The following is a 12,517-nucleotide window of genomic DNA, read 5'->3' on the forward strand; positions in this document are numbered from 1 at the left end:
CCCTTCGCCCAGTTCTACCGTCCTGGCGGTGCGCACCCCGGTAGATGGCGTTCGCGGGCGATCCGTTCCCCGGGCCGCCGCCGGGTGCCCCGCGCCCGCTGGCTATGATCCCCAGCCCGACGAACTGGAGGATGCCGTGAGCGAACGCCTTGTCCGTACGGTCGAAGTGCCCCTGGCCGAAGGCAGCGACGAGACGATACGCGTCCAGGTCCGCGAGGTGGACGAGAGCCTGGTACGGGTGGGGCGGGGCGACGGGTCCGTCAACCGGGCCCAGCGGACGTTCGGGCAGATGCTCGACACCGTACGGCCCGTCGCGGAGAGCTTCGTGGGGCGGTTCCGGGATCTGGCGAACTCGCCCGACGAGATCACCCTCGAATTCGGGGTGTCGCTGTCGGCCGAGGCGGACGTCGTCATCGCCAGCACCGCCACGGAGGCCAATTTCTCCGTGACTCTGACCTGGAACAGGAGTGACACCCGAGGCGGGACGGCCGACGATGCTCCGCAAGGGAGTTGACCAGGTGTCCCGCCATCGCGGTGGCGCGAGGACGCGGAGGTCGTGGTGACGGGGGCGCAGGCACGGAGCGCGGACGAGGTGCTGGCCTCGACGGTCGTACGGATCGCGGGGCGCGGCGGCGCGGTCTGCGGCGCGGGCGCCCTCGTCGCCCCCGATCTGGTGGTGACCTGCGCCCACGTGGTCTCCGACGCACTGGGACGGCCCCGCCAGGAGACCGTGGCGGCGGGAGCCGTGCTCACCGTCGACTTCCCGCTGGCCGGGACCGGGGCGAGCGGGACCGGGGCGAACGCGGCGGCCGAAGCCGAAACAGGGGCAGGCCACGACGACCCCCCGGCCCCGCCCCCCGCCCGTCCCCCCACCACCGCCACCGTCGAACACTGGATCCCCACCCGCCCCGACCGCACCGGCGACATAGCCGTCCTGCGCCTGCCCGAGCCCGTCCCCGGCACCTCCCCCCTCCCCATGGCCGACCCCGACACCGTCTGGGAGCACGGCGCCCGCGCCGTCGGCTTCACCGGCGGGGAGCCGGGCGAGATGTGGTTCCGGGGCAGGTTCAGCGGCGCCACCAGCGAGGGCTGGATCCAGCTCTCCCGGGCCGACGGGCAGAGCGCCCACGTCAGACGGGGCTTCAGCGGCACCCCCGTCTGGGACAACGAACTCGGCGCCGCCGTCGGCCTCGTCGTGGCGGCCCAGCCCGAACAGGACGCCCAGCAGGCCTTCGTGCTCAGCACCCGCACCCTGCTCAGGGAGGTGCCCGCGCTCGCCGCCGTCCTCAGCCCCGCCCCGCCGTTCCGGGGGCTCGCCACCTTCCAGGAGAGCGACGCGGACGTCTACTTCGGGCGGGACGACGACATCGAGGAGGTGGTCCGCGCCCTGCGGGGTGAGCACCGGACGGTCACCCTGTACGGGCCGTCGGGCTCGGGCAAGTCCTCCCTGGCCCTGGCCGGAGTGGCCCCCCGGATGCGGCAGGCCGGATACGACGTGCTGGTGGTGAACGCCGGGCGCATCGCCTCCCCCCGGGCCGCGATCGCCACCGAGCTGTACGAGCGGATACGTTCCGGCAGTTACGGGCTGCCCGCCCGGGCCTCCAGCGCCGACCAGGTCGAGACCTGGCTCGCCTCGCTCGGCCTCGCCGACGCCCTCCACCGGGCCACGGGCAGCCCTTCCGGCAGGCTCCTGATCGTCCTCGACCAGGCCGAGGCGCTCCTCGACCGTACCGACGACGAGCTCGCCCAAGCCGCCGACCTGCTCTTTCCCGCCCACCCCGCACCGGGGTCGCGCGTCCTGCTCACCCTGCGCTCCGACTTCATGGACGCGACGCTCAAACACCCGCGCCTGGGCCCCGCCCTGCGCTCCGGCGCCACGCTGCCGCTGACGCCGATGTCCCGCGACCAGCTGCGCGAGGTCGTCGTCCGGCCGCTGGAACAGGTCCCGGCGGTGGCGTACGACCCGGGCCTGGAGCGGCGCATCCTCGACGACGCGGGCGGCGAGCCGGGCATCCTGCCGCTGCTCGGTTTCGTCCTGGAACAGCTGTGGGAGCGGCGGGCCAGCGGACGGCTGCGCTCGGCGGCGTACGAGGAGATGGGCGGCGTACGCGGCGCACTGGAACTCCACTCCGAGCGGGCCTGGCGCGAGATCGTGCGCCCCGGGAGGGAAGAGGAGGGGACGGAAGGCGAGAGGGCGGCGGTCGAGGGGACGGAGGCCGAGGCGCTGCGGCTGCTCACCGGCCTGGTCCGGGTGCACCCCGGCAGCGACACCCCGCTCAGGCGCAGGCTCACCCGGCAGGAGGCGGGCGAGGAGCGGTGGGCCCTGGCACGGGCGTTCGCCGAGCGGCGCCTGCTCGTCCTGCACGGCGGCGAGGAGGAGCCTCAGACCGCCGAACTCGCCCACGAGGCACTGGTCACCGCCTGGCCCGCGCTGCGCCGCCAGGTCAGGGCCGACGCCGAGTTCCTGGCGGGCCGGGCGGAACTGGTCCACGACCGCAGGCGCTGGGAGCGCGGCGGCCGCCGGGCCGATCTGCTGCCCGGCCCGCGCCAGCTCGCCGCGACCGAGCACTGGCTCGGCGGGCGTGAGCGCGAACTGAGCGAGCGGGAGCGGGAGTTCCTGGCGCTGGCCCGCCGCCGCCACCGCGCCCGCCGCACCCGGCTGCGCGCCGCCTGGACCGCCGCCGCCCTGGTGCTCGCGCTGATCGCCGGGCTCGGCACGTTCCTGGTCTACCAGTCGCACGTCAGCGACCAGCGCCGGGCCGAGGCCCGCTCGCGCGCCCTGGCCAGCATGTCTCGCGACCTCACCACGACCGACCCGGGGCAGGCCGCCCTGGCCGCGATCGCCGCGTACGACATCGCCCCCACCCAGGAGGCCCGCAGCGCGCTGTTGCGCCGCTACGACCAGTTCAAGGACGCCGACTGGGTGCTGACGGGTGTTCAGGGGAAGATCGACGCGGTCGCGATGAGTCCGGACGGCGCCGTGACGCTGGTGACGACCAAGGAGGGCCGCGCGACGCTGTACGTACGTGCCCGGGGCAGGGTCCTGCGCACGCCGCTGCGCCTGCCGGACAAGGCCCGTGGCCCGATGGTGAGCCGGGACGGCCGGCGGATCGCCTACCTGGGGGCGAAGGACGGGACGCTGTTCTGGCACGACGTGGATCCGGCGGCCCGGGACGCGGAACACCTGCTGACGAGCACGGGGCGGATCGACGGCGAAGGCGCCTTCAAGGCCGTCGGCGGGCTGTTCGCGGGCTCGGCCGGCATGGCCGCCCTGTCCCCGAGCGGCGCCCGGGCGGTGGCGGTCGACGACGGCGGGCGGCTGTGGCTGTGGGACCTGCGGACGAAGACGCGGCGGCAACTGCTCCCGTCCGGACCGAAGACCGAGGCGGTCTGGTACGGCCCCGACGAGAACACCCTGGTGACCCAGCGGCCCGGCCCCTCGCCCCAGGAGTCGACGATGGTGGCGGTCGACATCGCCACGGGCAGGACCCGCCAGCTGGCGGAGCGGGCCTACACGGACTCGCGACTCGCGCAGCTCGGTCTGTCCGGCGACGGCGGCGTCCTGGTCGTCTGCCAGGCGGGCGCCACCGTGAGCACCCCCGTCTACCAGGCCGTCCGGGTCGCCGATGGCCGCCGGATCCACCGCCACACCGCCGACGCGCCCTGCCACGGCTTGGCCATCGACCGGACGGGCGAGCGGTACGCGGTGCACCAGGGCGGCGGCTGGCACCTGGTCGACACCCGCCCGGGCAGGGAGGTCAAGCCGCTGTTCGGCCCCAGGGTCACGTCGCTCAGCAACATGCGCCTCCTCGGGCGGGAGCTCGCGCTCACCATGGCCGCCTGGGAGGAGACCGCCGTCACCGGGTGGTCGCTGGGGATGGACACGACCCACATCCCCACCACGCCGGTGCTGCTCGACAGCGGCGACAAGATGCTCGCCCACGTGGGTTCGAAGGGCGAACAGCTGGTGCTGATGGACACGACCGAGGAGTCGTTCGACGGCCCCGGCCCGCCCCGCCGCCTCGCCGAGGTGGCACGCGACCCGGCGACGGACCCGCAGCAGCTGTCCGACCTGAAGATCAACCGGGCCGAGACGCTGCTGGCCGACCTCGTCGGCCGCACCACGGTGATGATCCGGGACACCTCCACCTTGCGCGCGGTGGCGCGGATCAGCACCGCCGAGCCGCCCCTCGACACGGAGGGCGAGCCGGAGAAGGCGGAGTACGTGTTCACCGCCGACAACGAGCTCGTCACCGTCTCCGGCAGCCTCGTCGAGCACTGGAACGCCCGCACCGGAAAACGCCTGTCGCGACCGTTCGAGGTGGGCGACGCGGGGATCAGCGAGGACAAGCACCCCAAGTTCAGGCTGTTCCGCCACCCCGCGCCGGGCCACGTACAGGTCATCATCTCCGGGGACCCGGCCGTCCACGCCGTCGACCTGCGAACGGGCAGCGAGGACAAGGCACTGAGCCTCACCCTGGGCCCGGACGTCACCGACGCGGGCTTCGACCGCAGCGGACGGTACGCGGCGGTGCGCACGGGCGGCGACATGGTGGAGCTGTGGTCGCTGCGGCCCGGGAGAAAGCCGGAGAAGGTGTATGGGCCGATCGGACCGCTCAAGCAGTTCAGCGACTACAGGGGCGGATTCGTGGGCGACAGCTCCGAATTCGTCCTGGCCAACGGGAACTCCATCCGCTTCGTCCAGGCGTCCGACCCCGGCCAGGTCCGGTCGTACGACTTCGACACCCCCCAGACGTTCATCGCGGCCCCCAAGGACGCCAAGGTCCTGCTGCGGACCGGCCAGGACGGGCGGGTGGACCTGCTCCGCTTCGACCCCGGCCGCTGGAGGGCCCGGGTGTGCGAGGTCCTGGGCCGCGACCTCGACCCGGAGGAGCGCCGGAGCCTGGCGGGCGGCCTGCCGAAGCGGATCTGCCCGGCGCCCGCCGGGTGAGTCCTACGCCTCGAAGTGGCTCGGCCGCCCGTCCTGGTGGACGAGGCGCCCGAGCCGGGCCGCCGCCGCGCTCGGCATCAGCGTCCAGGTGCCGTCCGCGCGCCGCAGCGCCGCCGAGTGCCACGGGGTCGTCCAGGCGTCGGGCGTGTCCAGGAGGCGGATGCCGAACTTGGGGGCGCCGACCGGCTGGGGGTGGATGGACAGGCGTACCGCGTCGGGGTGGTGGGCCGCTATCAGGTCGCCCCAGGCGCGGCTGCGCTGGATGACGCCGTACGCGCGGGTACGGCATGCGCGTTGGAGGGCGGACCGCGTACCCGTGAAACCCGCCGTGTCCTCCACCAGGAAGCGGGTGATGCCCCGGTACAGCGCGAGGGTCTGCTCGTCCGTACGGACCTCGGCGCGCAGGGTCTCCACGCTCGGGGCGTAACGGTCATGGACGTGGGTGCGTTTGGCGGGGTGCGACAAATCGCCGAGGACGTCGCGTAGGTCGAAGACGGAGAGCCGGTCCAGGTCGGACGTGGCGATGAGGGCCCGCAACTCGTCGGAGTACGCGTCGATGTGGTCGTCGGGGACGTGTATGAGGTCCCCGAAGACATGGCCGTCGGAGCAGATGACGATACGGGCGCCCGGTGGGTATATCCGGCCGATGTCTCTGCACAGGGCGTCCAGGAACCGCAGCGACAGGCGTTCGCCCTGGTCGGGGAGGTGGCCGAGCACCTTCGCCGGGTTGGGGGACTTGCAGGGGAAGCCCGGCAGGGTGAAGACCACGGGCGCCCCGGCCCGTACGAAGGCCGCTATCCGGCGCAGTTGGTGCCCGAACGCCTCCGCGTCGACGGCGGATTCGTGGTGGTCGGTCGTGCGGTGGTGGGGCAGCAGCAGGTTCAGGATCGAGGCGCTCAGGCTCGTGGAGACACGGTCCGGTGCGGTGGTCAGCGGCATGGGGGTTCTCTCCGAGAGGGCGTAGGGGCATGGCGGGATGGCGCCTCGGCGGTGTGCCGGGCGCCGGGCCGAGCGGGCTCGGGGAAGTGCGTTGCTGTACCGCGCCCCTTTAGGGGCGCGGGGCTGTGACCTGTGCGGCTCCGCCGCGTGGGCGCGACCGGCCCAGGACGGCCCGCAGACAGGTCACGGCACTTCCGACGGCGTCAGACGCGCCTGTCGTACGCCACCGGCAGCCGCACCGTCCCCCGTCCCAGCACCGCCTGGATCCACTCCAGGTCCTCGTCCGCGACGGCGAGCCGCAGCCCCGGCAGCCGGGTCAGCAGGGTGCCCAGGGCGATCTGGAGCTCGGCGCGGGCCAGTGCGGCGCCGGGGCAGAAGTGGATTCCGTGGCCGAAGGCCAGGTGGGGGTTGGGGAGCGGTCCAGGACGAGCTCGTCCGGGTTCTCGAAGCGGCGCGGGTCCCGGTTGGCCGCGCACAGGGAGACGATGACCGAGTCCCCGGCGGGTACGGCCGTGCCGTGCAGATCGTCGTCCTCGGCGAGGAAGCGCCAGGTGGTGAGCTCGAAGGCGCTGTCGTACCGCAGGAGTTCCTCGACCGCGCGCGGCAGCAGCGCCGCGTCGTCGCGCAGCCGGGCCAGCTGGCCGGGGTGGCGCAGCAGGGCGATCAGCGCGGTGGTGATCTGGTTGGTGACCGGCTCCTGGCCCGCGACCAGGAGCTGGAAGATCATGGAGTCCAGCTCCTCCTGGGTGAGTTCGCCCTCGTCACGGGCGGCCACCAGACGACCGAGCAGGTCGTCGCCCGCGTCCTCGCGCTTGTGGGCGACGACCTCGGCTATATAGCTCTGGAGGCCGTGCAGCCGCGCCTCGTACATCGGCCGCCCCGGATCGGTGGGGCCCACCGGCTGGACGACCTTGCCCCAGTCGCGGTCGAAGCGGGCGGCCAGCGGCGCCGGGAGGCCGATGGTCTCGGCCAGGACCTGGAAGGGGAAGTGCGCGGCGAAGCCCGCCACCAGGTCGGCGGGGCCCGTCTCGGGCAGGGCGTCGACGAGCGCGTCGGCCAGTTCCTGGAAGCGGGGCCGCAGGGCGTCGACGCGGCGCGGGGTGAACGCGTCCGTCACATAGCGCCGCATCCGCGTGTGCCGGGGCGGGTCCTGGTGCAGCAGGTGGACCTGGAGCTGGGAGTGCTGCGGCTCGGGCATGATCGAGGCGCGGGCCCGCCAGCGGTCGTTGCCCCGGTCGTGGTTCTTGCCGAGCCGCTCGTCGTTCAGCGTGGCGTGGGCGGCGTCGTACCCGGTGACGAGCCAGGCGTTCACCCCGCTGGGGAACAGGACGCGGTGGATCGGGCCGTCCTCGCGCATCTGCTCGTAGAGGGGGTACGGATCCTGCTTGTACGGGCAGCCCATGAGCGGGACGGCATCGGCAGCCGGGCCGGTGACCGGCAGCGGTTCCTGGATGGTCATGAAAGCGCTCCTCAGAGGGCGAGTTCGGGCTGGTGGTGATCCAGCCACAGGGCGAGGTCGACGACGCGTTCGAGGCGGAGCCGGTGGCCCCACGGCAACTGCTCGGGCGGGGCGTCCAGACACGGCTTGATCAGCGTCTCGTCGGCGAGGTCGCGGACCCGGCCGCCACAGGCGTCCAGCGCGTCGCGGGCCATGTCCTGAAGCCCGCGGTTGTAGTCGGGGTGGTGGGTGGCCGGATAGTGGTTCTTGGGCCGCCACAGCACCGACTCCGGGGCCAGGCCCGCGCCCGCCGCCCGCAGCAGGCTCTTCTCGCGGCCGTCGAAGCTCTTGAGGGCCCACGGGGTGGCGAAGGCGTACTCGACGAGGCGGTGGTCGCAGTAGGGGACGCGCACCTCCAGGCCCTGCGCCATGCTGAGCCGGTCCTTGCGGTGCAGGAGCTGGCGCAGCCAGCGGGTCAGCGACAGGTGCTGCATCTCGCGCTGGCGGTGCTCGGCGGGGCTCTCGCCGTCGGCGTGCGGCACGGCCGCCAGCGCGCTGCGGTAGGTGTCGTCGCGGAACTCCCCGATGCGCAGGCCCAGATCCGGGTCGAGCGGCATCGCCGCCTCGTCGCCGGTGACCAGCAGCCAGGGGAAGGTGGGCGCGGCGAGCGCCTTGGGGTTGTGGAACCAGGGGTAGCCGCCGAACACCTCGTCGGCCGCCTCCCCGGACAGGGCGACCGTGGAGTGCCGGCGGATCTCCCCGAAGAGGAGGTACAGCGAGGTGTCCATGTCGCCGACGCCGATCGGCGAGTCCCGGGCCACCACGACCGCCCTGCGGTGCTCGATGTCGAGCAGGGCGCGCGGGTCCAGTACGACCGTGCTGTGGTCGGTGCCGATGTGGGCGCCCGCCTCGATCGCGTACGGGGTGTCGTGGCCGGTGCGCAGCACATCGCCGGTGAACTGCTCGGCCTGGTCGCTGTAGTCGACGGCGTACGAGCGGATCCGGGCGCCCGGGCCCTCGCGTAGCCGCAGTTCGTCGGCGAGCAGCGCGGTCAGGACGGTGGAGTCGATGCCGCCGGACAGCAGACTGCACAGCGGGACGTCGGCCTCCAGCTGGGTGCGTGCGGTCGTGGAGACGAGGTGGTGGACGCGGTCGACGGCGGTGTCCTTGTCGTCGCCGTGGACGCCCGCCTCCAGCTGCCAGTAGCGGCGTTCGCGGATGCCGCCCCGGTCCAGGACGAGCAGCGAGCCGGGCTCCACCTCCCGAACGCCCGACCACACCGTGGGGCCGGTGTTGAACAGCAGGCTGTACGCCTCGCGCAGGCCGTCCGCGTCCACCCGGGGGTGTATCTCGGGGTGGCAGAAGAGGGCCTTGGGCTCGGAGGCGAAGGCCAGGCCGCCGTCGACGGCCGCCCAGAACAGCGGCTTGACGCCGAGCCGGTCGCGGACGAGCAGCAGGCGCTGCTCGCGCGCGTCCCACACGGCGAAGGCGAACATGCCGTCGAGGTGGTCGGCGAGCGAGGTGCCCCACTGGGCGTAGGCGCGCAGCACCACCTCGGTGTCGCTGCGGGTGTGGAAGGTGTGCCCCAACTGCCGTAGTTCGGCGCGCAGTTGGTGGTGGTTGTAGACCTCGCCGCTGTAGGACAGGACGGCGGTGGGGGCGTCGGGCCGGTCGGGCATCGGCTGGACGCCGCCCGCCAGGTCGATGACGGACAGGCGCCGGTGGCCGATCGCGGCGTGCTCGTCGAGCCAGACGCCGCCCGCGTCGGGGCCGCGCGGGGTGAGGGCGGCGGTCATGGCCTCGATGACGGGCGTACGGGCGCGGGCGTCAAGGCCGTCATGGGTGTCAGGACGGAAGGACACCCAGCCGGTGATTCCGCACATGGGGCAACTCCAGGGTCGGGCAGGGGCGTCGGGCAGGGTCAGGAACGGGCGGCGGACACCGCTTCGGTGCGCTGCGCCTTCAGCGGGATACGGACGGGGAAGGCGAGCAGCGGCACGGCCAGGCACGCGGCGACGGCGGCGAGCGCGAGCCCGGCCCGTACGCCGTCGCCCGCGGCGAGCCCCCACGCGGCGGTCGCCAGGGCCGGGCCCAGCGTGAAGCCGAGGCTGCGGGCCAGCTGCACGGCCGAGCCGACCGTGGCGGCCCGCTCGGGCAGGGCCGCGCCCATGACCAGCGCCTGCGTGGGCCCGCCGTTCAGGCCCATGCCGAGGCCCGCGAGCGCCAGGCGCCAGGCCACGTCCGGCGCCGACCAGCTGTCGCCGAGCGGGACGAGCAGCAGCAGGCCGGCGGCGGTCAGCACGGCGCCCGCGGTGGCGATCCGCCGGGCGCCGTACCGGTCGGCGAGGCGCCCGCCCAGCGGTCCGGCGAGCCCCATGCCGAGCGGGAACGCCAGCACGGTCAGCCCCGTGGAGGTGGCGCTGAAGCCGTCGTCGCGCTGGAGGTGCAGGGCGACGACGTAGTGCATGGCGGCGAACGCGGCCGCCAGTGCCAGGACCGCGCCGTGCGCCCGGTAGAGCCCCGAGGCCCGCAGCGCGCCGGTCACCGGCCGCCCGCCGGGCCCGCGCAGCCACCACCACAGCGGCGGTACGGCGGCGAGCGCGCCCGCCAGCCACCACGAGCCGTGTGAGGAGGCCAGCGTCAGCGTCAGCAGCAGGACGGTGACGCCGGCGGCGACGAGCAGCGCGTCGGCCGCCGAGCGCCGGTCGGGCCGGTGCAGCCGCCCGTCCCTGGGCATCGCCTTGTACGCGACGGCCAGCGCCAGTACGCAGACCGGCAGCTTGACGAGGAACACCGCGCGCCAGCCGAGGTGGTCCAGGAGCAGCCCGCCGAGCGCGGGCCCGGTCACCGCCCCCAGCGGGCCGAGCGTCGCGGGCACGCTCATCGCCCGGCCGCGCAGCTCGGGCCGTACCGACCGCATCGCCAGCACCGGCATCAGCACGAACAGCACCGCCGCGAACGCGCCCTGCCCGACCCGTGCGGCGATCAGCCACGCCGCCCACGGCGCGAGCGCGGCGAGCGCGCTGCACACCGCGAACCCGCAGGTCGCGGTCAGCAGGGCGGGCCGCGCCCCCACGCTGTCCAGCCACCGTCCGACGGGCAGCAGCAGGGCGACGACGGGCAGTTGGTAGCCGAGCACCGCCCACTGCGCGGTGGCGGCGGACACGTCGAGGCCGCCGGAGATGTCCGCGAGGGCCACGTTGACGATGTTCATGTCGAGCATCGCGACGAAGGAGAGCAGCCCGGCGACGGCGACGAGGGACCAGCGGTCTGGGGCATCGGGTGCGCTGCTCATACCGTCACCTCCGTAACCGCTTCCGCCACGGCCCGGTGGTCGAAGGCGATCAGCGGATCGCCGGTCAGCGGGTGGTCGACGACGGCCGCCCGTACTCCGAACACCTCGGCCATCAGCGCGGGGGTGAGCACCTCGCGCGGCGTACCGGAGGCGACGACGCGCCCCGCGTGCAGCACGTGCAGCCGGTCGCAGACCGAGGCCGCGGCGTTGAGGTCGTGGAGCGAGACGAGGGTGGTACGCCCCTGGGCCCGCAGCAGCGCGAGGAGTTCCACCTGGTGGCGTACGTCGAGGTGGTTGGTCGGCTCGTCGAGCACCAGCACGTCCGGCTGCTGGGCGAAGGCCCGGGCGAGCAGCACGCGCTGGCGCTCGCCGCCGGACAGCTCGGTGAAGCGGCGCCCCGCGTGCTCGTCCATGCCGACGTCGGCGAGGGCGCGCGCCACGATGTCCGCGTCCGTGGCGTCCTCGGCGGCGAAGGCCCGCTTGTACGGGGTGCGGCCCATCGCGACGACCTCACGCACGCTCAGCTCGAAGTCGCCGCCGCGCTCCTGCGGCAGCGCGGCGATGTGCCGGGCCGCCTGCACGGGGCTCAGCTCGCGCAGATCGGTGCCGGACAGCAGCACCCGCCCGGCCGTCGGCCGCAGATGCCGGTAGACGGTCCGCAGCAGCGTGGACTTGCCGCTGCCGTTCGGCCCGACCAGGCCCGTGATCTCCCCTTCGGCGGCGAGCAGACGCGCACCCGAGACGACGGTACGACCGCCGTAGGCGACGTGCAGATCCTCGACATCGATCCTCAACTGGGGTTCCCCGCCCGTACTCAACTCTCGCTCCCCAGGCGCCGGTCCAGCAGATACAGCAGCGCCGGAGCGCCGATCAGTGAGGTGACGACGCCGACGGGCAGCTCCTGCGCGTCCATGGCCGTACGGCACACGGTGTCCACGACCACCAGCAGCAGCGCGCCCATCAGCGCCGACACCGGCAGCAGCCGCCGGTGGTCGCCGCCGATGAGCAGACGGCACACGTGCGGCACCATCAGCCCGACGAAGGCGATGGCCCCCGACACGGCCACCAGGACACCGGTGAGCACACTGGTGACGAGGAAGAGTTCACGGCGCAGCCGTACGACGTCGATGCCGAGCCCGGCCGCCGTCTCGTCGCCCATCAGCAGCGCGTTCAGCCCCCGGGCGCGGGCCTGGAGGACCAGCAGCGCGAGCGGAACCGCGAGGGCGGGCACGGCGAGCAGCGTCCATGTGGCCCCGCTCAGACTGCCCATCAGCCAGAACAGCACGCTGCGGGTCTGCTGCTCGTCCCCCGCCTGGAGGACGAGGTAGCTGGTGAAGCCGGACAGGAACTGCCCGATCGCGACCCCGGCCAGCACGAGCCGCAGCGGCGCGAACCCGCCGCCGCGCCGGGCCACCGCCCACACCAGCGCGAACGTCGCGAGCGCCCCCGCGAACGCGGCGCCGGACAGCCCGAGCCCGAGGGCCCCGCCCGCCCCGGCCCCGAGCACGATGGCGGCGACCGCGCCGAGGGACGCGCCGTTGGAGATGCCGAGGAGGTACGGGTCGGCGAGCGGATTGCGTACCAGCGCCTGGACCGCCGTACCGACGACACCGAGTCCGGCGCCGACGAGCGCGGCGAGCAGCGCGCGCGGCACCCGCAGCTGCCACACGATCAGATCGTCGGTGCCGGGCCGGGGCACGTCCCCGGACAGCCTGCGCCACACCACGCCCCACACCTCGCCCGGCGGGATGGAGGTGGAGCCCCAGGAGACGGCGGCGGTGAGGGCGGCGAGGAGGGCGAGGGAGAGGACGACGGCGAGTGAACCGGCGGACAGCGTACGGGAGTTGGCCTTCAACGCGGTGTTCTTGCGCGACGACAGCAGCGACACCACGAC

7 protein-coding genes and 1 pseudogene are annotated in these 12,517 nt (G+C 74.0%); 2 read left to right on the forward strand and 6 right to left on the reverse strand.

Features of this window, described 5'->3' with window-relative positions; genetic code table 11:
• The first annotated feature begins 136 nt into the window (after nucleotides 1-136).
• Together BX283_RS39295 and BX283_RS39300 are read left to right on the forward strand one after the other, a co-directional pair.
• Nucleotides 137-514 (forward strand): CU044_2847 family protein, encoded by a 378-nt coding sequence (locus BX283_RS39295; protein ID WP_101392975.1) that lies wholly within the window; start codon nucleotides 137-139, stop codon nucleotides 512-514.
• Between the two features lie 45 nt (nucleotides 515-559).
• Nucleotides 560-4,951, forward strand: coding sequence for a trypsin-like peptidase domain-containing protein (locus tag BX283_RS39300; protein WP_101393048.1), 4,392 nt, complete (start codon nucleotides 560-562; stop codon nucleotides 4,949-4,951).
• Nucleotides 4,952-4,954: 3 nt separating this feature from the next.
• On the opposite strand, the gene BX283_RS39305 is transcribed toward BX283_RS39300, so the two are convergent.
• The 6 genes and pseudogenes from BX283_RS39305 to BX283_RS39330 form a co-directional block, all read right to left on the reverse strand.
• A complete protein-coding gene (locus BX283_RS39305; RefSeq protein ID WP_101392977.1) occupies nucleotides 4,955-5,890 on the reverse strand; it encodes an L-tyrosine/L-tryptophan isonitrile synthase family protein in 936 nt (311 codons plus the stop codon).
• A gap of 203 nt (nucleotides 5,891-6,093) precedes the next feature.
• Nucleotides 6,094-7,349: pseudogene (locus BX283_RS39310) on the reverse strand (cytochrome P450).
• 11 nt (nucleotides 7,350-7,360) lie between these two features.
• Nucleotides 7,361-9,211: an asparagine synthase (glutamine-hydrolyzing) gene (gene asnB, locus BX283_RS39315; protein WP_101392978.1), complete on the reverse strand. Its 1,851-nt coding sequence runs from the start codon at nucleotides 9,209-9,211 to the stop codon at nucleotides 7,361-7,363.
• A gap of 38 nt (nucleotides 9,212-9,249) precedes the next feature.
• On the reverse strand, nucleotides 9,250-10,623 hold the full coding sequence (locus BX283_RS39320) for an MFS transporter (protein ID WP_101392979.1): 1,374 nt from the start codon (nucleotides 10,621-10,623) through the stop codon (nucleotides 9,250-9,252).
• Nucleotides 10,620-11,417, reverse strand: coding sequence for an ABC transporter ATP-binding protein (locus BX283_RS39325; protein ID WP_101392980.1), 798 nt, complete (start codon nucleotides 11,415-11,417; stop codon nucleotides 10,620-10,622). The genes BX283_RS39320 and BX283_RS39325 overlap by 4 nt, the downstream gene beginning before the upstream one ends.
• A gap of 20 nt (nucleotides 11,418-11,437) precedes the next feature.
• A complete protein-coding gene (locus BX283_RS39330) occupies nucleotides 11,438-12,514 on the reverse strand; it encodes a FecCD family ABC transporter permease (protein ID WP_373979788.1) in 1,077 nt (358 codons plus the stop codon).
• Nucleotides 12,515-12,517 lie beyond the last annotated feature (3 nt).

Source organism: Streptomyces sp. TLI_146 (genome assembly GCF_002846415.1).
Lineage (GTDB): Bacteria > Actinomycetota > Actinomycetes > Streptomycetales > Streptomycetaceae > Streptomyces.

Bases quoted from the DNA above. Each gene is read 5' to 3' on its own strand.
- BX283_RS39305 (WP_101392977.1), bottom strand. From the start codon at position 5,890: ATGCCGCTGACCACCGCACCGGACCGTGTCTCCACGAGCCTGAGCGCC.
- asnB (WP_101392978.1), bottom strand. From the start codon at position 9,211: ATGTGCGGAATCACCGGCTGGGTGTCCTTCCGTCCTGACACCCATGAC.
- BX283_RS39320 (WP_101392979.1), bottom strand. From the start codon at position 10,623: ATGAGCAGCGCACCCGATGCCCCAGACCGCTGGTCCCTCGTCGCCGTC.